We start from the raw sequence: 26,786 nt of genomic DNA on the forward strand, positions 1-26,786 counted from the left end.
CGGATAGCGGGACCATTATCGTGCGCGGCTACTCAGGGAGCTGTGCATGATCGCACGCCTGCTGTTGCAGAACACCGTTCTCGCCGCCGGGATGGGGGCGCTGCTGTTCGCCGCCGCCGGCACGCTGCATTGGCCGGGCGCGTGGGTGTTTCTCGTCACCTCCGTCTTGCTCGGTCCGCTCTGCGGCTGGTGGCTCTACCGGATCGACCCGGCGCTTCTCGCCGAACGTCTGCGGCCTGTTCTGCAGAGAGATCAGCCGGCCGCGGACAAGGTCTTCATGGTCGTCTTCGTCGTGGCGATGCTGGGCTGGCTCGTCGCGATGGGGCTCGACCGGCGTCATCTTGCGTCCCACATGAACATCGCATGGCAGGTGCTCGGCTTCGTGCTGTTCCTCGCCTCGACGCTGTTCACACTGTGGGTCTTTCGCGAGAATTCGTTCGCAGCACCCGTGGTGAAGCTGCAGGCCGAGCGCGCGCAGCGCGTGATCTCGACCGGGCCCTACGCCTATGTCCGCCATCCCATGTACAGCGGCATGATCCTGTTTTTCGCCAGCGTGCCGCTGATCCTCGGATCAACGTGGGGCCTTGCGATTGCGCCGCTTTTCCTGGCGCTGCTTGCGGTCCGCATCCGCATCGAGGAGCGCACGCTCATCGCGGGCCTGCCCGGCTATGCCGACTATGCGGCGCGGGTGCGCTACCGCCTGCTGCCCGGATTGTGGTGATTCATACGTCGAGTTCCCTGTATCGCCGGAAGATGCCCTGCTCGTTGAAGGGAATGCGGCGCTCGCTTGCAAGATAGGCCTTGATGTTCGGCCGCGCCGCAATGCGGTCGTGCAGGCCGACGAGGCCAGGGATATTTTTCTCGAACGCCTTCTTCATGCGCTTGGGAAAGGCATAGCGCAGGCCATCGACAATCTGGAACAGCGAGAGATCGACATAGGTCAACCTGCGGCCGGAGACGTAAGCGCCGCCATTGTCATCGAGAAGCTGCTCGAAATAGCCGAGATATTTCGGCACGCGCTCGTCCCAGAAATCGGCGGTGCGCTTCTTCGCCGGCGCCTTCTGGTCTTCGTAGTACATCGAGGGCCCGAGTGGATGATGGGTGTCATGGATCTCGACCACGAGGTCGGTGATGGTCAGCTGAAGCTGGTGCACCCAGAGCTTTCCGGCTTCGGTCTTGGGCGCAAGCCCGTGTCGGCTGCCGAGGTAAAGCAGGATGTTCGCGGTCTGGCCGATGACGAGCTTGCCGGCTTTGAGGAACGGCGGCGCGAAGGGTGGCGTGCCCTTGTGGGCCTCCATCATTTTCATCATTGCGGCCGAGCCACGCGGGCCGCGCGCGACGTCGTCGTAAGCCGCCCCCGCCTCCTCCAGCGCCAACCGCACATATTCACCGCGGCCCTGGATTTCGGGCCAGTAGTAGAGCTCGTATTTCATGAGCGGGATCCGTGAGCGTGGGGATGGTGGACCCAATGTAGCACGCGGCCGAAGGTTCCGTCAGCGTGGGGACGGAGCAGCGGCGCCACATACGCCATCATTGCGAGCGCAGCGAAGCAAATCCAGAGTCTCTTCGCGGGGACAGTCTGGATTGCTCATCGCAAGAGCTCCTCGCAATGACGAGAGGAAGGAGCGCCCCTCAATTCACTGCGAAACAATACAGCAAGCCGTCGCCGCCGGTGGTCTTCAGATCGGCCTGCGAGCAGCCGCCGTCAGGGCCGCGCGAGGGGTGAGAGCTGTTCCAGGATTTTGACGGCTCGTCATCGCGCAGGCCTTGACGATCGGCATGACCGAGCATCGCCGCACCTTGCGTGCTCGACGTCCAGTTCTTGCAGGTCTTGTCCTCGCCCGCGGCAAAGGCGGTGCCGTCGGCTTGCGATCCCGTGAGGATGTCGTGCCGGTTCGGCGTATCGCCGCGGCCGTTGATGACCTCGCCCTTCTCGCTCAGCGCGGTCTGCTTGGTGAGATTGTTAGCCGCGCCGTGCAGGTCGGCAATGTCCTTGGCGACCACCACGCCCCTGGCGTTCTGCCACGGTCCCTTGCCGATGCGGTCCTTTGCGTTGACGGCGGGCTTGCCGTCGGCCGCTTGCGTTGAGAGATAGGCGCGCCAGGTTTTTGCGGCGGCGCCGCCAGCCTGTGCAAGCTTCTGGCACTGCGCGTCGGCGCCATCAAGGCCGCCGAGATCGGCGCCCTTGCCCGGGCCGTTTGAGGTCACGAAGAACGTCATATCGGCCGACTGCGCTTGCGCTGATGGCGCCGCAAGCAGGGCCACAGCGAGAGCGAGGCCTGACATCGTCACGGAATTTTCGATGCGGATCATCTTGTCCTCCCAACTCTGTTGTCGTTGGCCGCTTGATTTCAACCCGACGCGCGCCCGCTTATTCCGGTCCCGCGATGCGAGACGCCCAAAAGAAAAAAAGGCGCCGTGCGAGAGCACGACGCCTTGATGTCTCCGATCGCGTGCGATCAGTTGGTCTGCTGGATCGCCGACAATTCCCAGGGGCTGCCCTGGCGGCGGGCAAACGTCCAGACTTCGGTGACTTCGCCCGGCTGCTCGCTGCCGGCAACGATCGCGCCGGTGTTGCGGTCGAGCGTCTTGTCGGTGAGCGCGAAGCGCAATGCCACCGTCGCGTAGTCGGTCTCACCTTCGCGCCAGGCTTCCGCGAGGTCGCCCTGCAGCAGCTTGACATTGGTCACCTTGTTGACGGCATTGCGCCCGCGGTTCTCTGCGAGATCCCTCTCGAAATAAGAGACCATTTCCGGCGTGGCGAGCGTGTGCAGTTTTGCAACATCCTCGTTCGACCAAGCGGCCTGGATGTCGCCGAGCAGACGCTCGAACGCCTCGTAGTCATCAGGCTTGATCTCGAGCGGCGTATTGTTGGCGCCGAAGCCGAAGCCGCCGCCAAGACCACTGCCGAGACCGTTGCGATAGCTCGTCTGCGGTCCCGGACCGGCGCCGGCATCAGCACCGGCATAGGCCGCTTGCGGCGCGTTACGGCGCTGCCACCAGGACATCGCCAGCCGCACCACGAACACGACGAGCACGATCTGGATGATCAGACCCAGGATCGATGAGAGCCCGCCGAGGCCGCCGAACAGGCCGCCGCCGAACAGCATGCCCAGAAGGCCTGCGCCGAGGAAGCCGGCGGCAAGACCACCCAGGAAACCGCCGCCGCGGCCAAACAGGCCGCCGCGTGCGGGTGCGGTCGTGTTCATGCCGGCGCCCGGCTGGCTGTAGGTGCGGTTGAATTGCGAGGTCGAGCCCGGCGCTGTCGTGGTCGACGGCGGGGCCGAGAAGGTCCGCGAACCGCGCGACCCCGACGAGACACCGCCGCCGACGCGCGCGTCAGCGGACGAGATCGCAAGCGCCGTCGGCAGCGCGAGCGCCAGAACGACGGCAATCGTCTTCACGAGAGTGCGGGACCATTGCGAGAACTTCATGTGCGTTTCCCAAATCCCCGGCATGGGGACGTGCTCCTAAGATGGGCAGCCTTCTACAAAAAGGAAGCCGGATTCGGAACCCCCGGCTGCGGCCCTCAGTCGCGGGGATATGGCAAAAGCCCATATTTGCCGGGGGTTTGGCCGGGTGCGGCCAGGAACTGGGGTTGCCGGTTACCGGTGGCTGTTACGATGGGAATTCGGATCTCTCCCTCGACGGAGAATGCAGGACTGGCGCGCCGTTCCTTACTTCACCCGTGCTTCGTCATCGTCTCCTTCACCGCCGCCACGAGCTGGCTGAGCGTGAACGGCTTTGGCAGGAAGTCGAACTGCTGTCCCTCCGGCAGGCTCTTCTCGAAGGCGTCTTCGGCGTAGCCGGAGACGAAGATAAAGCGGATGTCGGGGTTCTTCTCGCGCATCGCCTTGAGCAGCGTCGGGCCGTCCATCTCCGGCATCACGACGTCGGAGACGACGAGATCGATGCCGCCGCTCTGCTCTTCGAGCATCTCCATCGCCTCGACGCCGTTCTCGGCCTCGACCACGGTATAGCCGCGCGAGCGCAGGCCGCGGGCATTCAGGGCGCGCAGCCCCTCTTCGTCCTCGACCAGCAGGATGGTGCCTTGCCCGGTGAGATCGGTACGCGCCTTGGCCTCCGCCGTTGCAGGCGAAGCTTCCTTCGCAGCGCCACTCGTCGCGCTCGCCGCGGGCTGCTCGACCTGCACTTCCGGCTCGGCGTGATGGCGCGGCAGGAAGATGTGGAACGAGGTGCCCTGCCCCGGCTCTGAATCAACGTAGATGAAGCCACCGGTCTGCTTGACGATGCCGTAGACGGTGGACAGCCCGAGGCCGGTGCCCTTGCCGACTTCCTTGGTCGAGAAGAACGGCTCAAAAATCTTGTCGCGGATGTCGGCGGGGATGCCGGTGCCGGTGTCGGCGACCTCGATCCGCACATAATCCGCTGCCGGCATGCCCTTGTAGGCAAGCTTGCCCGCCTCCTCAGTGGTGACGTCGGCGGTGCGGATGATCAGCTTGCCGCCGTCGGGCATGGCGTCGCGTGCATTCACCGCGAGATTGACGATGACCTGCTCGAACTGGGAGACGTCGACCTTGACCGGCCAGAGGTCGCGGCCGTGGATCAGATCGAGCTTGACCTTCTCGCCGATCAGCCGGCGCAGCAGCATGGTGAGATCAGAAAGCGCATCGCCGAGATCGAGCACCTGTGGCCGCAGCGTCTGCCGCCGCGAGAAGGCGAGCAGCTGCCGCACCAGCGTCGCAGCGCGCGTCGCGTTCTGCTTGATCTGCATGATGTCCTGGAACGACGGATCGGTCGGCTTGTGCGCGTTCAGCAGGAAGTCGTTCGCCATCATGATGGCGGAGAGCACGTTGTTGAAGTCGTGGGCGATGCCGCCGGCGAGCTGGCCGACCGTCTCCATCTTCTGCGACTGGTTGATCTGGTTCTCCAGCGCGCGCCGCTCGGTGGTCTCGAGCATGTGCACGATCGCAGCTTCAGCGTCGTTCTCGGCCGCATCGACCGGCGTGATGAAGAACTGGCCCCAGCGCTCCTTGGTCCCTTCCAGCGCCACCTCGACCGGCGCGATGTCGGCCTGGCCGTCGGCGGCCTGGTTGATGGCCGCGATCACCAGATGGCGATCCCGCGCATTGATGGCGCGGAAGATCGACTTGCTGGCGCTGTCGAGCCCGAGGCCCTGCGCGAGCTTGGCGTAGCGCGCATTCGCCCGTACGACATTGCCGCCGCGGTCGACGGTGGCGATCGCCATCGGCGTGTGGTCGAAGAAGCGCATGAAGCGCACTTCGGCGGCGCGGTCGGGATCGCTGCGCTCGTCGCGGGCCCGGCTGATGACGAGCGTGCGCGACGGCCCCGGCGCGCCGTCGGCGCCGAAGGCGAGCTTGTGATAGAGCCGGACCGGCATGGTCTTGCCGGTGCGCATGCGCAAATCGATGTCGAAGACCTCGGTCTTCACCTCACCCGGCACCGCCACGATCGAACTCAGCAGCGAAGCCCCGTCACCGGAGACGATGTCGGCGAGCTTCGGCCCGCCTGAGCCGATCTCGGCAAGATCATAGTCGAGCCAGTTCGCCAGCGTCGCGTTGACGTAAGCGAGCTCGCCGGCGGGATTGACCGAGAAGAAGCCGCACGGCGCGTGATCGAGATATTCGATCGCGTGCTGGAGTTCCTGGAACACGTCCTCCTGCCGCTCGCGGTCGCGGGTGATGTCGGCGATCGACCACACCGCATATTTGGCCTCGCGCTTGCCGGTGCCGAGCGGACGCACGCGCATGCGCAGCCAGCGCCCGTGGCTGCCGTCCTGGCCGGAAATGCGCACCTCTTCCTGCTGCCGCTTGCCCTCGCGCGCCGCCTTGAGCAGGCGGAACACCGCCTCAGAAACGTCAGGATTGCCGATGAAGACGCGCTCCACGGGGCGCACATCCTGCGGGCCGGAGGCGCCGGTCAGCGTCAGATAGGCCGCGTTGGAATAGACCACATGGCCGCGCGGATCGGTCACCGCGAGGCCGTCGAAGGCGTGATCGGCGATACGCCCCATCACGGGATCGTCAAGGTTGCGGTCGACGAAGCGGATGATGCCGGCGGCGAAGGCGAACAAATTGAACAGGCCGATCATCGCCAGCACGGCGAGGATGCCGAGAATATAAGGCTGCGCTTGCGCGCGCCCGAGCGTCATCAGTCCGATGGCGACCGCGACGAGCGCGGTCGCCACCAGGAGCACCAGCGCAATGCTCCCCGAGCGCGGCGACGGCTCATGCGCCGCAACGGGCTCGCGTGACAGGTCGTGGTCGGTCTCGGCAGTCATTTCACGCTGGCATGGCCTGTCGGCAGAGAATCAACGCGCCACGGGGCACGTGGGGTCCTCCCTGCCTGAATCGGACCCGCGGACGCAAGGGCGGCAGGGGCGAAAGGTACGCTGATTCCCAGTTTACAGCCATTTCCGGTACTTTTCGGGGTTTTATTGCCGCGCGGCGCTAAAACCGCGCTTCAGCCGGATGACGTAGCCGATGACTTCGGCGACCGCATGGTAATGCTCGACAGGAATTTCCTTGTCGATTTCGGCGGTGGCGTACAGCGCACGGGCCAGCGGCACGTTCTCGACGATCGGAATATCGTGCTCGCGCGCGATCTCCCGGATCTTGAAAGCGAGGTTGTCGACGCCCTTGGCGACGCAGATCGGGGCCGACATGCCGCGCTCGTAGGACAGCGCCACCGAATAGTGGGTCGGGTTGGTGACGATCACGGAGGCCTTGGGAACCGCTGCCATCATCCGCTTTTTCGAGCGCTGCTGGCGCAACTGCCGGAGCTTGCCCTTGATATGCGGGTCGCCTTCGGACTGCTTGAACTCTTCCTTGATTTCCTGGAGCGACATCTTCTGCCGCTGGAACCAGCTGCGATACTGGAAGAAATAGTCGCCAATGGCGATGATCGCGAGCGCGGCGACCACGGCGCCGAGCAGATGGACGGTCATGCCGGTGGCGGCGCCCAGCATAGCCATCGGATCAAGCTTGACCATCGCCTCCATGCGGTGCCGTTCCGGCCAAAGGATCGTGGTCATGACCGCGCCGAGCACGACCAGCTTGCCGATGCCCTTGAGAAAATTCGCTCCCGCCTGCTTGCCGAAGATGCGCTTGAAGCCGGCGGCGGGAGAGAGCTTGCTGAATTTGGGCGTGAGGGATTCGGCCGACCATACCAGGCGATGCTGGAGCATGTTGCCGGCAATGGCCGCGATCACCAGCATTAGCAAGGGCACGCCGACCGCCGCGAACACCGCGACTTCGACCTGCTGCATCAGCGCGAGCAGGTTCCCGGGGTCGGTTTTGATCATCCAGGAATTGGCGAGCAGATTGCGCATCGGCGTCAGCAGTCCGCTGCCGACCGAGCCGGAGAAGGTCGAGACCACTAGCGTTCCGCCCGCGATCATGAACCAGGTGTTGATCTCCTGGCTTTTGGCGACGTCGCCGCGTTCGAGCGCCTCTTCGAGACGTTTTTGCGTCGGATCTTCTGTTTGACTCTCTGGATCGTTATCTTCCGCCACGTAGCGCCCGCTTTCCGAAGTTCGTCACTTTCGCGGCCCCCGTGCACGAACTTCGGAAAGCACAGGGGCGCTACAAGACTCTAAATTTGGCTAGTGCCGCTGATCGATTTGAAGTTCCTGGTCGGAGGTGAGGCTTGCACTGTAGGAATTTCAAATCGGCGGCACTAGCTCACCTATCTGAGCGGCACCATCTGGTGCATGACACCGATGAAGTAATCGAGGTAAGTGCCCATCATCGCCGTGAGCACCACGGCCAGCACCATGAAACCCGCGAAGATCGATAGCGGCACGCCGACGAAATAGACCTGCATCTGCGGCATCAGCCGCGCCAGCACGCCGAGCCCGATATTGAAGACGAGACCAAACACCAGGAACGGCCCCGACAGTTGCAAGCCGAGCAGGAACGCGGCGGAGAAGGCCCGCGTGGCCAGCGAAGCGATGTCGCCGCTCGATACGGTCTCGCCCGGCGCGAAGATCGCGTAGCTGTCGTTCAGCGCCGCGATCACCAGGTGATGGCTGTCGGTGGCGAACAGCAGGGTCACGCCCAGCATGGTGAGGAAATTGCCGACCAGAACGCCCTGCTGCCCCTGCGTCGGATCGACCGAGGTGACGAAGCCGAGCCCCATCTGCTGCGCGATCACGGCGCCTGCGACCTGCAGCGCCGACAGCGTCACGCGCGCGGTCGCGCCCAGCACGATGCCGATCACGATCTCATGCAGCATCAGCACCAGCATCGGCGCGAGCGAGCCCATGTCGACCTGGTAGGCGTTGCGATGCAACGGCAGGATGATCAGCGTCAGAAGAAGCGCGATCGACAGCTTCACCCGCGTCGGGATGTTGGTCTCGCCGAGCCCCGGCAGCAGCATCACCATCGCGCCGATCCGAGCGAAGGCGAGCATGAAGGCCGCGGCAAGCGCCGGCAGCAGCGAGACGTCGATGCGCATGGTGGGCGCATAGTGCCTCAGCCGCCGATGATTCGCGACGAGATCCGCAGCATGTGGGAATGGAGGGCGTCGGCCATGAACGGTAGCGCCAGTAGCATCGTGGCAAAGATAGCCAGGATCTTCGGCACGTAGACCAGGGTCTGCTCCTGGATCTGCGTCAGCGCCTGGAACAGCGACACGATCACGCCGACCACGAGCCCTACCACCATCAGCGGCGAGGACACGATCACGATGGTCCAGATCGCATCGCGGGCGACGTCGAGGGTCTCGGGTCCGGTCATTTTTGATTTCTCACTGTGAATTGTTTCGTCATTCCGGGGCTCGCGAAGCGAGAGCCCGGAATCCATCGGGCGGCATCGTCTGTGGCACCATGGATTCCGGGTTCGCGCTACGCGCGCCCCGGAATGACAACCATCAGATCGGCATCTTCATGATGTCTTCATACGCCGCGATCACGCGGTCGCGGACCGAGACCAGCGTGGACACCGCGACGTCGGTGTCGGCGACCGCCGTCACCACGTCCATCACGTTGGCCTTGCCGGACGCCATTGCGACGGTCTGCGCGTCCGATTTGCGGCCGGATTCCATGACGCTGCCAACGGCGTCTTTCAGTAGCGAGGCAAAGGACTGCCCGCTCGCCTCGCCGCCCTTGCCGGCGCCGGTATTTTCCAGCACGCGGGCAAGGTTGGCATAAGCATTGGCCGCGATTGTCGGTGTTGCCATGGCTTAAGGTTTCCTGTTCAGCTCTTGAGGATGTCGAGCGTGCGCTGGATCATCCGGCGCGTCGCACTGATGATGTTGACATTGGCCTCGTAGGACCGCTGCGCATCGCGCATGTCGGTCATTTCGACCACCGAGTTCACGTTGGGATATTTGACGTTGCCGGTGGCATCCGCCGCCGGATTGCTCGGCTCGTATTTGACGCGGAAGTTGGACTGGTCGGGCTTGATCTTGCCCAGCGTGACGACCTGCGCGTCGAGCGTGCGATCGAGCGCCGAGGAGAATGTCGGCACCTTGCGCCGATAGGGATCGCCGCCTGCGGTCGGCGAGGTCGAGTCGGCATTCGCGATGTTTTCCGAGATCACCCGCATGCGCCCGGCCTGCGCCCGCAACCCGGAGGTCGCGATCGCCATCGAGCGGGCAAAGTCACTGCTGTCATTCGCCATGATCTGCGTCCTCTAGCTCTAGCCCTTGCCGATCGCGGTCTTCAGAAGATGCAGGCTCTTCGAATAGAGCGAGGTCACCGCCGCGTAATCCATCTGGTTGCTGGCGGACTTCAGCATTTCTTCTTCGAGATTGACCGCATTGCCCGCAGGGCGGGTCTCGAAACCCGCATTCTTGTTCTGGTCGAAACTCGAGACCGCGCCGGACGGCGTCATGTGCGAGGCGCTGGTGACGGTCATGGCCAGCGGCCCTGTCCCCCCCGACACGACGCCCGTCCTGTCGAATTTCGGCTCGACCAACTCGCGCGGCCGAAAATTGGGGGTGTCGGAGTTGGAGACGTTCTCGGACAGGACACGCTGGCGTTCCTGGTGCCACTGCATCTTGGTGCGAAGCGCCGACAGCACCGGAAGATCGTTGATGGACATCGTTGCGGCTCCTTCCGCCTCTTGCGGACGCTCAGGTCCGAAGCTAGGCAGAATTTGCCGCGTGTATGGTTAACAGGTGGTTAAGGCGAGGCGGATGCATGTTTCTGATTGAGACATGTAATGCCCATCCCGTGATTCTACGCGTTCCAAAAGCCGCATTAACCCAACCGCTTGGCGGCCTCAGCGCAGGCCAAGAAGTCGTTTTGGATCGGGCGATTCATAGGTTATTAAGAGTTGGGGACGGCAAAACTTGCCGCGGGACGTTAAAAGATCGCAGTTTTGGGGCATCGCACGCCGGTGGTCGGCGTATTCGACCATAGGCACGAAAGAAGCGCCATTTGCCGGGGACAGGTATGAACGGTAGCCCTATCACTTTCATCGTCGCGTTCATCGTCGTTCTGGCGTTGATCGGCGTCGCGGCGTGGCTGGTCCGCCGATTCGCGACCACCCGGCTCGGCGCCAACACCCAGCGCGGCAGGATGCCCCGGCTCGCCGTGATCGACGCCGCCGCCGTCGACGGCCGCCGGCGCCTGGTGCTGGTACGCCGTGACAATGTCGAACATCTCCTGATGATCGGTGGCCCCACCGACATCGTCGTCGAACCGAATATCGTCCGCGCCGCAGCCGGCCGCGACCAGATTCCGCAGCGCCCCAGCGCGGTCGAGCCGCCGCGACTCGCCCCGATGCCGGATGCCACCAGCTGGGCCGACGAAGCGCCGCGACCTGAAGTGCTCGATCATCCCGAGCCACAGATGCCCGAGCCGACGCCGCGACCCGCACGTCCCTCCTTCGCCGACGAAGTCCGCCGGCCGGCGCCCGCTCTGGCCGAACGGCGCAGCGAACCTGCGCTCGGCGGCTTTTCGCCCGAACCGATGCCTCCGCGTCCCGAGCGCGAGCCCCGCCCCGAGCCGATGCCGCCGCGCGTTGCGCGCAGCGAGTCGCCGCTGATGCCGCGCCCGCCGCGCCAGAGCGAGCCGGTGAAAGTGCCGCCGGTGCGCGCCGAGCGCGCAGCCGCGTCGCCACCGCCTCCTCCGCCCGTGCCGCAGGCTCCGCCGGTGCCGCCGCCGGCCGCTGCTGCCGCGCCGTCGAGCGCCGAACAGAATCTCGCCGAGATGGCCCAGCGCCTCGAGGCCGCGCTCCGTCGTCCCGGCGGCGAGACCACCGCCCCGCCGGTTGCCCCGGATCCGCCTGCGCCGCCGCCGCGCGCTGCGCGCGCCGAGCCGCCGGCGCCGCCGGCCAAGCCGGCTGCGGAGAAGACCAGCTTTGAGAATCTCGAAGACGAGATGGCCTCGCTGCTCGGCCGTCCGAAGCCGTCTTCGTGAGGCTGCCGTCCTTCCCGCGTAGAGTATTCTTTTTTTCTGTCCTGATCGCCGCGACGTCGCTCGCAAGCCTTGTGCATGCGCAGGACATCAGCATCAATCTCGGCAGCCAGGGTGGCGGCGGCGTCACCGAGCGCGCGATCCAGCTGATCGCGCTGCTCACGGTGCTGTCGATCGCGCCGTCGATCCTGATCATGATGACGTCATTCACGCGCATCGTGGTCGTGCTGTCGCTGTTGCGCACCGCCATGGGTACGGCGACGGCGCCGCCAAACTCGGTGATCCTGGCGCTGGCGATGTTCCTCACCTTCTTCGTGATGGGACCGGTGCTGCAGAAATCCTACGACGACGGCATCCGCCCGCTCGTCGCCAACCAGATCGGCGTGGAGGATGCACTGCAGCGCGCCTCCGTCCCCTTGCGCGGCTTCATGCAGAAGAACGTGCGCGAGAAGGACCTGAAGCTGTTTCTCGATCTCTCCGGCGAGCCGCCGCCGGCAACGCCAGACGAACTCGCGCTACGTATCCTCGTCCCCGCCTTCATGATCTCCGAGCTGAAGCGTGCCTTCGAGATCGGTTTCCTCCTGTTCCTCCCCTTCCTGATCATCGACCTCGTCGTCGCCTCGGTGCTGATGTCGATGGGCATGATGATGCTGCCGCCCGCGACGATCTCGCTTCCGTTCAAGCTGATCTTCTTCGTGCTGGTCGACGGCTGGTCGCTGGTGGCGGGAAGTCTGGTGCAGAGCTACGGGGGCTAGTGGCGGCCCGCCCCTCCGAGCGTCGCGTCTCTACCCTCCGGCGAAATTGACACCTACGCACGTCCCGGTAACATTGGAATTTGGGGGATGGGTTCGTAGGATGGAAATCGAATTTCCCTTAGAATTTCTGGTTCATGGGACGCCGGTTTCCTTTCAGGCTAAAAACGCGGCCGCCCGAGAGGACTGGAAGGACCGAGTAAAGACGGCAAGTTCGAGCACCATTCCGCATCCCCATTTTGTCTCTGGGCAGCGAATGGCTGTGACTATGTACTATCTTCCCGAAGGTTCGATGCCGGGCGACATAGATAACATCGTCAAGCTTGTACTGGACGCTCTTTGCGCCCACATTTATCTGGATGATGCACAGGTCGAGCGCGTTGTGGTTCAAAAGTTTGAGCCTGGCAACGTCTTTAGCTTTTCAAACCCGTCAACGACGATTGTCGATGCGATTACCGGCCCAAAGCCGGTTTTATATGTAAAAGTATCTGACGATCCGTTCGAGGAACTGCGATGACCGAGACTGGAAGCGAGGAGCAAGTTTTACAGCAGGAGATCGCGCGTTTGGAGTCAGAAGGATATGATGTATTTTTGCATCCGCGTGCCCCGCTCGTACCCGACTTTCTGGGAGACTTCGTCCCCGACGCCGTTGCGACTGGAAATGGAAAGAAAATTGTTCTCGAGGTCGCGAGACCCTCGACGCGCCAGAACGAACGGCTAAAGGACGTTGCCGCTCGCTTTGCCAAGCAGCGAGAGTGGGAACTGAAGGTTCTATTTGTTGCTCCCACATCTTTGGGCGTAACGCTTCCAGTACAATCGCGGCAGGCAATCGATGATGCGTTAGGCGAGATCGAAAGGCTACGCGGCGTCGACGCCTTGCGCGCTGCATTCTTGCTCGCATGGGCAACATTCGAGGCCGAGGGCAGAGCATCCGTGCAGGGGCGCTTCGATCGTCCGCAGACGCCTGGTCGTCTAGTGGAAGTTCTGGGTCAAGAAGGGCTGCTGACCCCCACTGATGCCGATCAAATGAGGCTCCTCTCGGAGAAGCGCAATCGGCTCATACATGGCGATCTCGGCACGGCCATCCGCCCTGAGGATTTGGAGCGGCTCATCGGAGTTCTAAGGCAGCTTTCGGCCATCGGAGCGCCCGAGCCTAGCAATTGACCGATCCGAAGCCGAGGCACCTATCCCTTCAAATCATACTGCTTGCTGAGGTGATCGCCGATCTGCACCAGCATGGCGACGCTTTCGGGGAAGCCGGGCTTGTCCGTGTCGCCTGATCGGCATCGGCGCGGAACTCCCAGCGGTCGCCGTCGCGAACGACCAAGATGGACATGCCCTCGGGGCTGTCGGCATGGACCTTCAACTCGGCGCGCGCCATGGCGATGAGTTCGGCTTCGGTCTTGGCAGGCTTGCTCATATCGTCGCTCTCCGGGGATGAAGGTGCACAGGTTGCCCGTCTCGCCCGGCACCTGTCGAGAGGCCAGAAGCAGCAGGGTTCCTACCGCGTCATCTTGATCTGCCGCACGACCGGGATCGTCGGCAGCGAGCCGGTGTGATCGCTCTCGTCCTTGGCCTGCGGCGAAGCCGGCGCACGCGCGGTGGCGTCGGGGAAGCGCTGCTTCATCTCGCGCAGGAAACCATCGAGCGTGTCGACGCTTGCGGCAAGCTTTGCAATCTCGGCAAATTCGGCGCTGGAGGCCCCGGCTGGCTTGCTGGCGATGTCGAAAGCGAGCCGGTCGGCGCTCTCGCTCATCAGGGGAGCATATTTCTCGCGGAAGCGAGACAGCCCGATCGAGTCGTCGGCGAGCGCATAGCCGACGGCGGCGCGGATGATGTCGCTCTTCTCCACCGCGTTGAGCGGCTTGAAGTCGCGGAAGCGTTCGCCGTAATAGAGCTCGATCTGCTCGGCGGATTCGCGCCAGCGACGTCCCGCCCAGAAGATGTCGGAACGCAGCCGCAGCACCTCGCGCCCGCTGACGTTGGAGACGATGTCGAGCGCAAGGTCATGACGACCGACGTCGCTCTGCGCGCGCGCCTCCAGCAGCAGGCGCTGTTGCCGCAACTCGCCGGAGAGGTCGCTGATGCGGCTCGCGCGCAGCGCCGTGATCGCCATGTCCGGCTTGCGGTTGGCGAGATAGATCATCGCGAGGCGCGCGGCGACCTGCGCGCGCGCTGCGCCTTCGAGGCGGTGGTCGACCTGGTATTGCAGGAGCTCGGCGGCCTGGTCGAGCAGATCGATCGAGGCGAGACGGTCGGCCAGGCGGCGGATCAGCTCGTCACCGCGTCGGCCGATCGGCGTCAACTCGCGGAACTCGTAGAACATCCCGAGCGCCTCGACCGGCGGCAGTTCGTCGCCCTTCGGCCCCAGAAAGATCTGCGTGAACAGATCCGACGCCAGATCCTGCGCCTGGCGCGAGGCGTCCGCGTTCGGCTGCAGCTTGGTCGCGGTGCGCGCCGCGGTGAGCGCGTCGCGGTACCGCCCGTTCTCGGAATAAAGCTGCGACAGCATTTGCAGCGTCTTGACCTCGATCGCGTCGCCGCGCCAGGTCATCGACAGCGTCTCGAGCTCGCGCAGCGCCTCTTCCTTGCTGATCTCGTCGCGCTTCTGCCGTAGCGCGACCTCGAGTTGCTTGGCTTCGGCGGCCGCCGGCCGGTCGTTCGAGGCGACGGCGAACTTGTAGTCGTCGAGCGCGTCCTTGTCGTGGCCGAGCGCTTCGGCGAGCCGGCCGCGCAGCACGGCAAAGCCGGGTCCCGCCTCCGGCGATACGCCGACCACCTCGATCTCGCCGCGGCGCTTGGAGGCGCCGGCATAGTCCTTCACCTCGAGCGAGGCGCGCATCGCATCCATCGTCACGATGCGCTGGATGTCGAGCGGCAGCGAGGCGATGGCGAATTCGACGTTCTTGAATTTTTCGCGGGCGTCCGCCCATTTGCCCTGGCGCGCATAGGCGAGCGCCTTCCAGAGCTGGGAATCGTGGCTGTTGCCGATCACGGGATTGGCGAGATCCTTAAGGCCCTGCGCCGGCCGCCCGATCAGGATGCTCGCGATCGCGTGGATGATCAGAGCGTTGCTCTCCTCCTTGTTGTGGGAATCGGTCAGCATCAATTCGGTCACGGACTTGGCTTCGTGATACATCGCGCGCGACATGTAGAACTGGGCGAGATCGAGTCGCGGCAGCGAACGCTGCGCCGGCTCGACGGCCGAGATCGCCGTGATCAGATCGCTCTGGCGCGTCCAGAAATCCTCCGACTGGCCCTTGCGCCAGCCCTCGGGATTGAAGACCGGCCGCACCGCGGTTGGTGCGCGCTCGGCCGAAACGTCGACCGGCGACAGCGTCAGGCCGCCCTTCTTGCCGAGAATGACCTTGTCCGATCCGACCTCGACGCCGACCTCGTCGGAATTCGGCCGGATCGCGATGCCATGCGCGGATTCCAGCAGCGAGAGGTCGACGAGATCCTGCCGCTTGATGAAACCGCGAACCGGCCGCTGCGCGGTGACGACATAGAGCATGTCGCCGGCATCGGGGTCGGTGAGCTTGTGCAGCAGGCCCTGATTGGCAAAGGGGATGGCGATGTTGGCAAGCGCGGGGTCGGTGATGTTGCGCGACATCATCAGCGGCAGCGGCGTTGCCTGGATCCTGTCGGCGAGCGTGAGCAGCCAGTTGGTCTCCTTGCCGACCTCCTCACTGGTCAGCGAATAGACCAGCGGACGGGTGAGACGGATGCGCACCGCCTGCCCCTTCTCGAGCGGCAAGCGGCTGACCTCGCCGATCATCGCGCCACCCCGGGCGCGGATCGCCTCGACGTCGATCGGCTTTTGCGAGTCGAACACCAGCCACACCGTGTCGCCGCGGCGGAACGCTGCGGCCGGCGTTGCGACAGCAAGCGGGAACGTCACGCGCAGGCCGTCGCTGTCGCGGCGCGCATCGACGCTGGCAACAGGAGCCGGCGGCGCCGCTTGCACCTCGGCGGGTGCTGGATTGGGCGTAGGCTTGGCTTCAGCCTTCACGGCCTCTTTCGGAACATCCTTGACCTGTTCCTTGACCTGTTCCTTGGCCGCTTCCTCGACAACCTCCTTGGGCGCCTCGGCAACCGCAGGCGCCGCCGGCTTGACGGGCGCGACCGGTGCCGCGGCTTCCTTCGATTCCTTGGGCGCTTCGGCAACCTGCGGGGCTTCGGCCATAGGCGCGGCGACCACCGATGCCGGCTTCGGCGCCTCGGCGGGCGGCATCGCGACCGGTGCTTCCGGCTTCGCCTCCGACTTCATTTTAGCTTCGCGCGCGATCGCCTCCGAAGTCGGCGGCGTGATCTCGCGATGGGCATCCTTCGGCTTTGTTGCCGTCGGTTTTTCAGCGACCGGTGCCGGTCCATGACCGCCGGCTTCGGCCTTCGCGATCGCGGCTTCAGGCGTCGCCGCCACCTTGTCCTTGTCGGGCTGGAAAGCGATGTCGACGACGTAGTTCTTGTCGTCGCGGAAGGAGTGCACGTCGGAATCGCCGATCAGCGCGATCTCGACGCTGGTCTGGTCGATATCGGACTTCTGCTTGATCGAAGCGACGTTCGGCGGCGCTGCGACGACGGCATCCGCGAGGTCGAAACTGAGATTGGCGTTGAAAGCGAGCGTCAGCTTCTGCTCGTTGAGCACGGAGGAGACGCCCACGCCGTCGGGCATCTCGAACACGAAGCGCACGAAGGTCGGCTGCACCGAGGCACGTACACGGATCGGCGGCCGCTTCTTGCTCTCGGCCGCGGCGCGCTGGGCGCGCAGCGCGCGCTCGGCGGCACGCGCGCGCTCGGCGAGCTCCTTCACCACGTCCATCGGCAGGCTCGGCGGCGGCCCCTTCCAGCCCTCCGGCAGCAGGTCGATGAAGGTGCGCTCGCCCGCATTCATGGTGTTGACGGTAACGCGCCGCGCCAGCGACAGCCGGATCGCGCTGCCATCGGGATCGCGGCGGGCGGAGTTGACGTAATCGGGCGCGCCTTCCGGCACGCGGTCGACAGGAACGTCGACGGGGCGGTCGAAGCGAATGATGAGAATGGAGCCGGCGGTCGTCACCTCGGAGGAAACGTCCTCACCGAGCTTGATCACGAGACGGGCAAAGCCGCCGCTGGCCGAAAAGCTCGCCTCGCCCCGGACCGCATCGGCGGCACGGGCAGCAGTGTTAAGACCGATCAGGAGACAGGCGGCCAGCACAGGTGCCTTGCGGACATGGCGCGACAGCCTCAGCGCCAAAGCGCGGGCTCGCGACACAAATCCAGCGGCAGCCTCTCGCGCCATTGGCGGCACTTCTTCCGGTTCGATGGGTCCACGCCGGCACTGGTGCCGGCCCATGCCTTCGAATGTAGGTTTTCGCAATTAAGGACTTCTTAAGTATGAGCCCTCAATTCGGCTTTTGCGTCGGCTTGCCGTCGATCTTGGGGAGATCGCCGGCGGAAGCAGCCTGATCCCCGCCCCCATTGGCACGACGCGCCATCTCGACCGTCAGCCGCTCGGCAGCTTCCGATGACATCAGCCCCAGGATGTCGGACATCTTGCGCGGGGCGATCGCCGAGGCGATCTCGATCAGCACGCCCATTTCCAGCCGGTCGAACACCCGCGCGGCATCCTTGGGCTTCATGCCCTCATACATGGTCACGAGGCCCTTCAAGCGCTGGGCCTCCGCGGCCTTCTGCTCGGCCTGGGTCGCGCTCATGCGGGATTCCACCGCCTTCATCTCCTCGACCTTGTTCTCGATGCGCTTCTCGGCCGACTTCAAAAGGCTCTCGCGGATGTCGATCTCGCGCTGGCGGGACTCGATCTCCTGGCGGCGCGCCTGCAGCCGTTCCAGGATCGCGCGCTCCGAGGCCGAGACCTGCGGCTGGGCCTCGTCCATCTTGACCGGGGTGCCCTCGGGCTTGCTCTCAGGTGCGGCCGGCTTCGGCGCTTCCTTCGGCGCGCCATGCGTCGAGCCGGTGATATCAGGGTCCTCTCGCCCAGTCGGGAAGTTCAAATTCTCCTGCGCCCAGGACTTCTTCACGCTGTTCGGCTGGTAATCGAAAACGTAGCCACCATTGATCACGAGTCCCGCCACTTTCAGCGTGGCGAGACCTGCGACCGCAACCAGGACGACCGGAATGACGCGGATGTTACGAAAGGACTTCATACCCTGACTTTATGCGGCGAGACCGTTGGACCTTCGGCGCTCGGAGAAGGCTTCGGCAGCCGCGGCCACCGCCTTCGCCGCCGACGGCTTGGGCGCAGGTGCGGTCGCCATTTCGGGATTCGTGACCGGGCGCGCCGCGATCGCGATCTTGGAGAGGCGGCGCACCACGTTATCGGCCTCGCCGAGCTGCTTGTGGAGCTGGTCGGACATCTGCGTGGCAGCGGCAAGCTGGCTGCCGAGATTCTCGTTGACGTCGCGCACGGCGAGCTTGAGCCCGCCGATCGCGCGCTCGGCGATCTCGGTCGCCGTGATGAGCTCGCCGATCACCGCCTTCAGCGAATGCTCGTCCGCCTTCAGCCGCGTCAGCCGCTTGTTGAGCAGGATGCAGTAGCCGATCGTGAGCATCAGCAGGATAGCCACCAGCGTCTCGATTGCCATTCCTAGGGAGTGGTTCATGGGGCCTCCATCAGCTTGTTCTGTTCGTCCACCTTCTCGAACATCGCAAGTGTCGTACTTGGCTTGCGCAAGGGTTTCGTCACGCGGATCGCAACGCGCTCCCCGACCCGGCCCATGCGTCCTTCGGTGATGGTGACGTCGCCGCAGCGCACGGTGACGTTGGCATCGGCGCGCATGTCCAGCGGCAGCGTATCGCCGACCTTCAGCCGCATCAGCTGCTTGAGCGGAATGTCGGCCTCGTAGAGCACGGCGTCGACGGAAATCTCGGCCTGCACGATCTCGGTGGCGAAATGGCCTTCCCAGATCGGGTCGCGGCCGAACTTTTCGCCCATGAACATCTGGAGCAGGACGGCCCGGATCGGTTCGATGGTCGCGTAGGGCAGCAGCAGTTCGATGTTACCGCCGCGATCTTCCATGTCGATGCGCAGGCGCACCAGGATCGCGGCGTTGGCGGGACGGCTGATCGCGGCGAAGCGCGGATTGGTCTCGAGCCGATCGATCGTGAAGGTCACCGGCGACAGCGGCCGGAACGCCTGCTCGGCATCGGCCAGCACCACCTCGACCAGGCGCTTGACCAGTTCGGTCTCGATCGTGGTGTAGGGACGGCCCTCGATGCGCAGCTGGCTCGAGCCGCGGCGGCCGCCGAGCAGCACGTCGATCATCGAATAAATCAGACTGGAATCGACCGTCGCCATGCCGAAATTGTCCCACTCTTCGGCCTTGAACACCGAGAGCACGGCAGGCAGCGGGATCGAGTTCATGTAGTCGCCGAATCGCACCGAGGTGATGCGGTCGAGCGAGACTTCGACGTTGTCGGAGGTGAAATTGCGCAAGGAGGTCGTCAGCAACCGCACCAGGCGGTCGAAGACGATTTCGAGCATCGGCAGACGCTCGTAGGAGACCATCGCCGAATCGATGATCGCGCGGATGCCGGAATGGTCGTCGAGCGTGACGTCGCCGACGGTGAAGCCGAGGAGATTGTCGATCTCCTCCTGCGACAGCACCCGCTCGCCGGAGTTCTTGCCGTTGCCGAGATCGCGGCTGCCGTCCTCGACCATGGCCGCCCATTGCAGGGCCATGGTCTCCGATAGTTCGTTTTCGGCAGCAGCCTTCGCGGCTTCCGCGGGATCCTCGGAATCGAGCGACGCCTCCCATTGGGCGGCAATCGCATCCTGGTCCATCTGCTCGTTGCCGGCCATGACCGCTAGCCCGTACCCTTCCGCTGCATCCTCACTGGAGTACGACTTCCTTGAACAGCACCGCGCTGACCTGGATCGGCGCAACGGCGGCGTTGACGCGCTTGGTCAGCTCTTCCTTGAGGCGGAAGATGCCGGCGGAGCCGTTGAGGTCGGAGGAGCGGAGCTCGCGCACATAGGTCTGGAAGATGTCGGTGACCCGCGGCATCGACGGCTTGATCGCCTCGATCTGCTTCTCTTCCTTCAGCTCGAGCACGATCTTGAGCTTGAGATATTGCACGCGCTCGCCGGGCGCGCCGGCGAGGTTGACCATCATGTCGGGCACGTCGACGAAGGCCGGCGGCTTCGGTGGGGGCGCGGCCTCGGCATGATGCTCGTCGTCACCATGACGGAAGAACAGGAACCAGGTCGCGGCACCGCCGCCGAGCACGACCAGCACGCCGACAACGATCAGGATCAGCTTGAACTTGCTTTTGGGGGCAGCTGCTTCCGCGCCTTCGGCGGCTGCGCCGCCTTCCGCTTCATCTGCCATGATCGTCCGGGCTCGCTCATCTCAAAATGGGTCGAAAGAGCGAAGCCTCCTGGCAGACAGTGACGCGATACAAATGCCCCAGCGCAAAGCGCTCCTCTTACCTGCAAACGCTACGGTAATAATGGTTAACGGAATCTTTCGATTGGGCCTCCGCTAGGAAAAATCTGCCGGGCAAACATGGCTAACAGAACCTTTCTGCCCCCCGCTGGCGAGGCCGAAAAATAGCCAAGCCATTGTAATTTCAAATCATTTCAAGTTGGCACGGCTTTCGCTGAGAGAGGGGCGAGACTGAACGGTTTGGGAGAACCCGACGGTCTCGTTCACGGGATCGGCCAAGGCGCTTGGGAGAGCGAAATGGCGGATCTCACGCAGGGGAGATTGACCGATGCAGAATGCGCTTCTGATCGGCTTGTCACGGCAGATGACGCTGGAACGGCAGATGGATGTCATCGCCAACAACGTCGCCAATGCCAACACCAACGGCTTCAAGGCCGACCATTCGCTGTTCGAGGAGTACCTCAACTCGAACGCGCATGAGGACAATTTCGTCGGCTCCGACCGCCGGGTCTCCTATGTGCAGGACCGCGGCACCTACCGCGACGTCGGCCAGGGGCCGATGGAGGCGACCAATAACCCGCTCGACATGGCGATCAGCGGCAACGCCTTTTTCGCTGTGCAGGCCAATGGCGCAGAGCGCTACACCCGCGACGGCAAGTTCGCGCTCAGCAGCACCGGCCAGCTCATGACCTCCGACGGCAATCTCGTGCTCGGCACCGGCGGTCCCATCGTCTTCCAGCCGACCGACCACGACGTCAACGTCGCCCCCGACGGCACCGTGACGGTGCTGGAGGGCACGGCCAAGACCGACTCGATCCGCGGCAAGATCCGCATGGTGACCTTCGACGATCCGGCCAAGCTGACCAAGCTCGGCGCCAATCTCTATGGCGCAGGCTCCGCCAACCAGCAGATCGACGCCAAGTCCACCCTGCAGCAGGGCTACATCGAGAAGTCGAACGTGAATTCGGTCGGCGAGATGAGCCGCATGGTCGAGGTCATGCGCAGCTACACCGCGATCGCCAACCTGCTGCAGCAGCAGAGCGACCTCCACAAATCGGCGATCGAAAAGCTCGCCGACGTTCCGGTCTGATTGAGGGAGAACTGACATGCAGGCGCTTCACACCGCAGCGACCGGAATGGCGGCACAGGAACTGAACGTTCAGGTGATCTCCAATAACATCGCCAACCTCCGCACCACCGGCTTCAAGAAACAGACCGCGGCGTTCCAGGACCTGATCTACGAACACGTCCGCCGCGTCGGCGCGCAGGCCTCGGACCAGGGCACCATCCTGCCGGTCGGCGTCGACATCGGCGGCGGCGTCAAGACCGTCGGCACGCCGCGCAGCATGACACAGGGCACGCTGTCGCAGACCGGCAACGATCTCGACCTCGCGATGTCCGGCGAAGGCTTCTTCAAGATCCTGATGCCTGACGGCACCTATCAATACACCCGGGACGGCACGTTCCAGATGGACAATCAGGGCCGCGTCGTCACCGCGCAGGGCAACCCGGTGCAGCCGACCATCACGATCCCGAACAACGCCTCGGGCATCACCGTCAACGAGCAGGGCCAGGTGTCGGTGACGCTGCCGGGCTCGTCGAGCAACACCATTCTCGGCCAGATCGGCGTGACCCGTTTCATCAACAAGGCGGGCCTGCAGCCGGTCGGCAGCAACCAGTTCACCGAGACGACGTCGTCCGGCGCGCCGCAGGACGGCACCGCGAACTCTGAAGGCTACGGCAAGATCACGCAAGGCAGCCTCGAACAGGCCAATGTCGACGTCGTGTCGGAGATGAGCGACCTGATTGCCGCGCAGCGCGCCTACGAGATGAACGCCAAGGTCATCAGTGCCGCCGACCAGATGATGCAATCGACCACGGCGCTGTTCCGCTGAGGTGATGACACCATGATCCGCACCACGCTCGTCACCCTCTCCGCTCTGCTCGTGCTGGCGCTGCCGGCGCAGGCCGCCGACGACGGCATCGCGGCGCCGACGCTGCGCGCCAGCGTTACCGTCTCCTCGGACGTGGTCCGGGTCGGCGACCTCATCGACAATGCCGGCTCGACCGCGCTGATCCCGGTGTATCGCTCGCCCGATCTCGGCACCACCGGCGCGCTGCCGGTCGCCCAGGTCCTGAGCGTGCTCCGCGCCAAGCAGGTGATCGGCGTGATGACCGGCGACATCAAGGAGGTGCATGTCACCCGGCTTGCCCGCACGCTCGCCAACAAGGATCTCGAAACCGCAGTCGCCTCCGCGCTCGAGCGCCGCTTCGGCCTCGGCGAGGCCGCCAACATCTCCGTGACCCTCGACCGCGGCGTCTCCGACATGCGGCTCGATGCCTCCAATACCGGCTCGCTCCAGGCGGTTGCGACCCGCTACGACGTCCGCGGCGGCCGCTTCGACATCGCCTTCGAGATCAACAACGACAGCAACCCGGCGCCGACCAAGCTGCGCTTGACCGGCACTGCGATCGAGACCGTCGAGGTCGCGGTCCTGACCCGCGACATCGATCGCAGCGAGATGCTGAAATCCTCCGACGTCACACAGGAGCGCCGGCCGAAAGCCGAAGTGACGGGCGAGCCCGCACTGCGCGAGCGCGCCGTCGGCATGCAGCTTCGCCGGCCGATGCGCGCCGGCACGCCGATCCGCGTCGCCGACATCGCCAAGCCCGAATTCGTATCGCGCGACCAGAGCGTCACCGTCATCTACCAGGTCCCCGGGATCTATCTCACCACCCGCGGCAAGGCGATCGAGAGTGGCGCCGAGGGCGACACCGTGAGCGTTCTCAATTTGCAGACCAAGCGTACGCTGAGCGGTGTCGTCACCGGCCGCGGCCAGGTGACCGTGCAGGGCGCCAGCCAGTCCGCGCCGATGCCGGCTGCTGTCGAGCAGACCTCCTCGCTCAGGCGTGACGAAGCGCCCGCACCCGTCGACACTGATGCCCTCGTCCGGAACCTGGTCCAGGCCCCCGCGTCGCCGGCCCAGATCGCACAAGCCCAGATCCCGCAGGCTCGCGTCTCGCAAGCTCAGGCAAAGTAAGAGTAAGTCATGTCCGCTTTCAGTTCGGCTTCCCGTCTCCGTCGCATCGCGATCTCTGCCCTGCTGCTCGCCACGTGCGCGCTCGCAAGCGGCTGCTCCTCGATCGACCGCCTGTCGCAGATCGGCGAGCAGCCAAAGCTCACTGCGATCGAAAACCCGACGACGCAGCCCGGCTACAAGCCGGTGCAGATGCCGATGCCGAAGCCGGAAGTCGCCTCCTACAATCCGAACTCGCTGTGGCGCAACGGCAGCCGCGCCTTCTTCAAGGATCAGCGCGCCACCCATGTCGGCGACCTCCTGACCGTGACCGTGAACATCACCGACAAGGCCAACCTCTCCAACGAGACCCAGCGCAGCCGCACCAATTCGGAAGATTCGGGCATCACCGATTTCATCGGCTCGAAGACGCTCGGCGTTCAGGCGCAGAAGGTGCTGCCCGGCCGCATCCTCACCGCCGACTCCACTGCCTCCAGCGACGGCAAGGGCAGCGTGCAGCGCACGGAAGCGTTGCAGACCAACGTCGCGGCGGTCGTGACCCAGGTGCTGCCGAACGGCAACCTCGTCGTCGAAGGTAAGCAGGAGATCCGCGTCAACTTCGAGATCCGCGAACTCGTGGTCGCCGGCATCGTCCGCCCCGAAGACATCCAGAGCGACAACACCATCGATTCCAGCAAGATCGCGCAAGCCCGCATCGCCTATGGCGGCCGCGGCCAGATCACGGACGTGCAGCAGCCGCGCTACGGCCAGCAAGTCATGGACGTGCTGCTGCCCTTCTAAGTCTCTCCCGAGCTCCCACATCGTGTTCGCGAACCTAGGCGCGAACGACGATGTACGACGCGGCCTCCGGTAGCTCCCCTGCCGGAGGCCGCATGTATTTTGGCGGTGGCAGTTGGGCGGCGGGTCCGGAGCCAGCAACCGTGATGAGCGGTACCGTGAGCCAAGCCCCAGCTGTCATCGTCCGCGAAGGCGGACGATCCAGTACTCCGAGGCCTTGTTTGTTAAATCGATACAGCGCGGCGTACTGGATTCCCCGCCTTCGCGGGGAATGACGGCGGAGGGTGCCGCGGCGCCCTCACGTGAACTCCGCCTCCACCACGCCCAGCCCGTCCAGCTCCATCCGCACCTTGTCGCCGGCTTTCAGCCAGAGTGTCTTCACCAAGCTTCCGGTCAGCACGAGTTGTCCCGCATGCAGGCCCTTGCCTTCGGCGGCGAGGTGGTTGGCGAGCCAGGCGAGGGCGTTGTGGGGATGGCCGAGCACGTCGGCGCCGGTGCCGTGGCTGACCTCCTCGCCATTGACGATGGCGCGGCCCTTGACCGATTTCAGGTCCGGCACCGACGAGCGCGGAACCGACGGGCCCAGCACGCAGCCGGCGGCGAAGAAATCATCCGCGATCAGCGTCGGCGCGCCCATCGTCTCCCATTTCACGTAACGGTCGTCGACGATCTCGATTGCGGGATGATAGGCCTCGACGGCTTCACCAACCCATTCGGCGGTGAACGGCGCCTCTCCCGCGGCGAGGTTGCGCTTCAGGCGCACGGCGATCTCGCATTCGACGCCGACGCGGACATAGTCGGAGGCCGCGAGCTTCACGCCACTATCGTGCACGCCCTTCTGGAACACGCCGCCGCCGCACGGATGCGGGATCCCAATGTACTCCTGCATCACCTGGCTGGTGCAGCCGATCTTGTAGCCGACCAGCGGCCCGACATGCTGCAGCAGGAGATCATGCAACGCGCGCTGGACTTGGTAACCCTCGGCCTCGTCATCAGGCGGAACCTCCAGCGCCGCGAGCGGCGCATGGTTGCGGCGCGCCAGCGCGATTGTCTTTGCGGCCTTGAGAATTTTGTCCATCGGCGCCGCCTCCCACGCTATGCAATCAATGGCGGCACTTCAGCATCCCCGCCCGGGCCTGACAAGCGCGGGTGGCTTATGGCATCACGCCTTGACCAGGCCGAGCCGGATCAGGCTCTCGGCCGTGGCGAGGATCGCCTCGTCGTTGGAACGGGGCTGCCAGCCCAGCTGCGACCTCGCCTTGGCACTGGTGGAATGCCGCACCCTCCCGAGCATCGGCACGACCGCCTGCAGCAAGGGAATCCGGCTTGCGGCGAGCCGCACCAGCCAGTCTGGGGCCTGAAGCCGCGGAACCCGGCGCGCCCTCGGTCCCAGTTCCCGCCGCAGCACGTTGCCGATGTCGAGGATCGACAGCGTCTCGCCGGAGACCGCGATGAAGCGTTCGCCTTTGGCCTCCGGCGCCGTCATCGCCCGCAAATGCAGATCGGCGACGTCGCGCACGTCGACCACGCCGAAATAGACCCGCGGCACCGCCGGCATGGCGCCATCGAGCAGCGATTTGACGATCTCGATCGAGCCGGAGAAGTCCGGCCCCAGCACCGGGCCGAAAATGCCGGCGGGGTTGATCACCGACAATTCGAGCCCGCCGCCCTCGCGCGCGATGAAATCCCAAGCCGCCCGCTCCGCCAGCGTCTTGGATTTGATGTAGGGCCGCACGTCGGCGCCCTCGAGATTGGTCCACTCGGTCTCGTCGAACGGCCGGTCCCGCGGCGGATGGCCGTAGCCGATCGCGCCCAGCGACGAGGTGACGACGACCCGCCTGACACCGGCGTCCCGGGCGGCGCGCAGCACCCGCAGCGTGCCGTCGCGCGCCGGGACGATCATCTCATTCTCGTCCTTGGGCACGCTGGTCGACAGCGGCGAGGCGACGTGGAGCACGTAGTCGCAGCCCGTCACCGCCGACTGCCAGCCTTCGTCGGCCGTGAGGTCCGCGGTGAAGAAGGACAGATTCTCAGGCGAGCCCAACCCGCCCTCGCGCAGCATGGCCAGCACATCGGCTTGCCGGTCCGGCCGGCGCACCGTCGTTCGCACCTCATGGCCGGCGGCCAGAAGCTGCAGGACGACATGGATGCCGACGAAGCCGGATCCGCCGGTGACCAAAACAGTGCTCATTGCCAAATTCCCCTCATTGCGCCGGGTGCGCAAATTGGTTCCGCCACCCTGCTCAAGGCCGCATCTGGTCACTATCTCCCGAGGGAACAAGTAGAATGGATTTCGAGACCGGTATGGAAAACCTGACGTTTAAGGAAATATTGAGCTGGTCCAGGCTCTATGGAGATGCGCCCCTTGCAGCGTCGCATGAAGCCTGATTGCAGCGAAACTTGATGCTGCTTGATCAGCCTCTCAGCATCCTAGCCGATCTCGTTGATGCGACTCGCAAAACCTCCCGCACCTGAAGTGAAGGCT

At 64.7% G+C, this 26,786-nt stretch carries 26 protein-coding genes and 1 pseudogene; 9 read left to right on the forward strand and 18 right to left on the reverse strand.

All coding sequences use genetic code 11. The features are described from left to right. The first annotated feature begins 46 nt into the window (after positions 1-46). Entirely contained in the window at positions 47-721 is a 675-nt protein-coding gene (locus YUA_RS0134470; RefSeq protein WP_027534758.1) for an isoprenylcysteine carboxylmethyltransferase family protein, read from the forward strand. Position 722: 1 nt separating this feature from the next. Here the strand turns inward: YUA_RS0134470 and YUA_RS0134475 are convergent, their stop codons facing one another. The 10 genes from YUA_RS0134475 to flgB form a co-directional block, all read right to left on the reverse strand. Next, the gene (locus YUA_RS0134475; protein ID WP_027534759.1) at positions 723-1,433 is read right to left on the reverse strand and encodes a glutathione S-transferase; all 711 of its coding nucleotides are present in this window, start codon (positions 1,431-1,433) and stop codon (positions 723-725) included. Positions 1,434-1,632: 199 nt separating this feature from the next. Next, positions 1,633-2,313 carry a lectin gene (locus YUA_RS0134480; RefSeq protein ID WP_027534760.1) on the reverse strand — a complete coding sequence of 227 codons (681 nt, stop codon included), beginning with the start codon at positions 2,311-2,313 and terminating at the stop codon, positions 1,633-1,635. A 146-nt stretch (positions 2,314-2,459) separates the two neighbouring features. Next, positions 2,460-3,458 (reverse strand): Tim44 domain-containing protein, encoded by a 999-nt coding sequence (locus tag YUA_RS0134485; RefSeq protein ID WP_027534761.1) that lies wholly within the window; start codon positions 3,456-3,458, stop codon positions 2,460-2,462. Between the two features lie 224 nt (positions 3,459-3,682). After that, a complete protein-coding gene (gene cckA / locus YUA_RS0134490; RefSeq protein WP_027534762.1) occupies positions 3,683-6,262 on the reverse strand; it encodes a cell cycle histidine kinase CckA in 2,580 nt (859 codons plus the stop codon). 153 nt (positions 6,263-6,415) lie between these two features. Next, a complete protein-coding gene (gene flhB / locus YUA_RS0134495; protein ID WP_027534763.1) occupies positions 6,416-7,495 on the reverse strand; it encodes a flagellar biosynthesis protein FlhB in 1,080 nt (359 codons plus the stop codon). A gap of 173 nt (positions 7,496-7,668) precedes the next feature. Beyond that, positions 7,669-8,439 carry a flagellar biosynthetic protein FliR gene (gene fliR, locus YUA_RS0134500; RefSeq protein WP_027534764.1) on the reverse strand — a complete coding sequence of 257 codons (771 nt, stop codon included), beginning with the start codon at positions 8,437-8,439 and terminating at the stop codon, positions 7,669-7,671. Between the two features lie 17 nt (positions 8,440-8,456). Then, positions 8,457-8,720: a flagellar biosynthesis protein FliQ gene (fliQ, locus tag YUA_RS0134505; RefSeq protein WP_027534765.1), complete on the reverse strand. Its 264-nt coding sequence runs from the start codon at positions 8,718-8,720 to the stop codon at positions 8,457-8,459. Positions 8,721-8,853: 133 nt separating this feature from the next. Further along, positions 8,854-9,162 (reverse strand): flagellar hook-basal body complex protein FliE, encoded by a 309-nt coding sequence (gene fliE / locus YUA_RS0134510; RefSeq protein WP_027534766.1) that lies wholly within the window; start codon positions 9,160-9,162, stop codon positions 8,854-8,856. 17 nt (positions 9,163-9,179) lie between these two features. Then, positions 9,180-9,605: a flagellar basal body rod protein FlgC gene (gene flgC / locus YUA_RS0134515; protein ID WP_027534767.1), complete on the reverse strand. Its 426-nt coding sequence runs from the start codon at positions 9,603-9,605 to the stop codon at positions 9,180-9,182. 18 nt (positions 9,606-9,623) lie between these two features. Next, entirely contained in the window at positions 9,624-10,028 is a 405-nt protein-coding gene (gene flgB, locus YUA_RS0134520) for a flagellar basal body rod protein FlgB (protein WP_027534768.1), read from the reverse strand. Between the two features lie 353 nt (positions 10,029-10,381). Between flgB and YUA_RS0134525 the strand changes: the two genes are divergently transcribed. From YUA_RS0134525 to YUA_RS0134540, 4 genes are all read left to right on the forward strand, one after another. Next, entirely contained in the window at positions 10,382-11,350 is a 969-nt protein-coding gene (locus YUA_RS0134525) for a flagellar biosynthetic protein FliO (RefSeq protein WP_027534769.1), read from the forward strand. Then, positions 11,347-12,102, forward strand: coding sequence for a flagellar type III secretion system pore protein FliP (gene fliP, locus YUA_RS0134530; RefSeq protein WP_027534770.1), 756 nt, complete (start codon positions 11,347-11,349; stop codon positions 12,100-12,102). The genes YUA_RS0134525 and fliP overlap by 4 nt, the downstream gene beginning before the upstream one ends. 100 nt (positions 12,103-12,202) lie before the next feature. Next, positions 12,203-12,616: a RusA family crossover junction endodeoxyribonuclease gene (locus tag YUA_RS0134535; RefSeq protein WP_027534771.1), complete on the forward strand. Its 414-nt coding sequence runs from the start codon at positions 12,203-12,205 to the stop codon at positions 12,614-12,616. Further along, positions 12,613-13,263: a hypothetical protein gene (locus YUA_RS0134540; RefSeq protein WP_027534772.1), complete on the forward strand. Its 651-nt coding sequence runs from the start codon at positions 12,613-12,615 to the stop codon at positions 13,261-13,263. Before YUA_RS0134535 ends, YUA_RS0134540 begins: the two co-directional genes overlap by 4 nt. 20 nt (positions 13,264-13,283) lie before the next feature. Here the strand turns inward: YUA_RS0134540 and YUA_RS45965 are convergent. From YUA_RS45965 to fliL, 6 genes and pseudogenes are all read right to left on the reverse strand, one after another. Continuing rightward, positions 13,284-13,519: pseudogene (locus tag YUA_RS45965) on the reverse strand (hypothetical protein). Between the two features lie 81 nt (positions 13,520-13,600). Next, positions 13,601-17,380: a hypothetical protein gene (locus YUA_RS0134550; protein ID WP_035972521.1), complete on the reverse strand. Its 3,780-nt coding sequence runs from the start codon at positions 17,378-17,380 to the stop codon at positions 13,601-13,603. Positions 17,381-17,483: 103 nt separating this feature from the next. Beyond that, positions 17,484-18,245 carry a MotE family protein gene (locus YUA_RS0134555; RefSeq protein WP_027534774.1) on the reverse strand — a complete coding sequence of 254 codons (762 nt, stop codon included), beginning with the start codon at positions 18,243-18,245 and terminating at the stop codon, positions 17,484-17,486. Positions 18,246-18,254: 9 nt separating this feature from the next. After that, entirely contained in the window at positions 18,255-18,701 is a 447-nt protein-coding gene (locus YUA_RS0134560; RefSeq protein ID WP_027534775.1) for a DUF6468 domain-containing protein, read from the reverse strand. After that, positions 18,698-19,900 carry a flagellar motor switch protein FliM gene (fliM, locus tag YUA_RS0134565; RefSeq protein WP_027534776.1) on the reverse strand — a complete coding sequence of 401 codons (1,203 nt, stop codon included), beginning with the start codon at positions 19,898-19,900 and terminating at the stop codon, positions 18,698-18,700. Before fliM ends, YUA_RS0134560 begins: the two co-directional genes overlap by 4 nt. A 31-nt stretch (positions 19,901-19,931) precedes the next feature. Further along, the gene (fliL, locus tag YUA_RS0134570) at positions 19,932-20,429 is read right to left on the reverse strand and encodes a flagellar basal body-associated protein FliL (protein ID WP_027534777.1); all 498 of its coding nucleotides are present in this window, start codon (positions 20,427-20,429) and stop codon (positions 19,932-19,934) included. Positions 20,430-20,814: 385 nt separating this feature from the next. Between fliL and flgF the strand changes: the two genes are divergently transcribed. From flgF to flgH, 4 genes are read left to right on the forward strand one after another with little or no spacing between them, the layout of a single operon-like run. Next, the gene (flgF, locus tag YUA_RS0134575; RefSeq protein ID WP_027534778.1) at positions 20,815-21,576 is read left to right on the forward strand and encodes a flagellar basal-body rod protein FlgF; all 762 of its coding nucleotides are present in this window, start codon (positions 20,815-20,817) and stop codon (positions 21,574-21,576) included. Between the two features lie 16 nt (positions 21,577-21,592). After that, positions 21,593-22,381: a flagellar basal-body rod protein FlgG gene (flgG, locus tag YUA_RS0134580; protein ID WP_027534779.1), complete on the forward strand. Its 789-nt coding sequence runs from the start codon at positions 21,593-21,595 to the stop codon at positions 22,379-22,381. A gap of 12 nt (positions 22,382-22,393) precedes the next feature. Further along, positions 22,394-23,527: a flagellar basal body P-ring formation chaperone FlgA gene (gene flgA, locus YUA_RS0134585; protein WP_027534780.1), complete on the forward strand. Its 1,134-nt coding sequence runs from the start codon at positions 22,394-22,396 to the stop codon at positions 23,525-23,527. A gap of 9 nt (positions 23,528-23,536) precedes the next feature. After that, on the forward strand, positions 23,537-24,304 hold the full coding sequence (flgH, locus tag YUA_RS0134590; protein ID WP_027534781.1) for a flagellar basal body L-ring protein FlgH: 768 nt from the start codon (positions 23,537-23,539) through the stop codon (positions 24,302-24,304). A 295-nt stretch (positions 24,305-24,599) separates the two neighbouring features. Here the strand turns inward: flgH and YUA_RS0134595 are convergent, their stop codons facing one another. Both YUA_RS0134595 and YUA_RS0134600 read right to left on the reverse strand, forming a co-directional pair. After that, complete coding sequence (locus YUA_RS0134595; RefSeq protein WP_027534782.1) at positions 24,600-25,379, reverse strand: 2-keto-4-pentenoate hydratase; 780 nt, start codon at positions 25,377-25,379, stop codon at positions 24,600-24,602. A gap of 84 nt (positions 25,380-25,463) precedes the next feature. Continuing rightward, the gene (locus tag YUA_RS0134600) at positions 25,464-26,492 is read right to left on the reverse strand and encodes an aldehyde reductase (protein ID WP_027534783.1); all 1,029 of its coding nucleotides are present in this window, start codon (positions 26,490-26,492) and stop codon (positions 25,464-25,466) included. Positions 26,493-26,786 lie beyond the last annotated feature (294 nt).

It is taken from the genome of Bradyrhizobium sp. WSM3983 (assembly GCF_000473045.1).
Classification (GTDB): Bacteria; Pseudomonadota; Alphaproteobacteria; order Rhizobiales; family Xanthobacteraceae; genus Bradyrhizobium.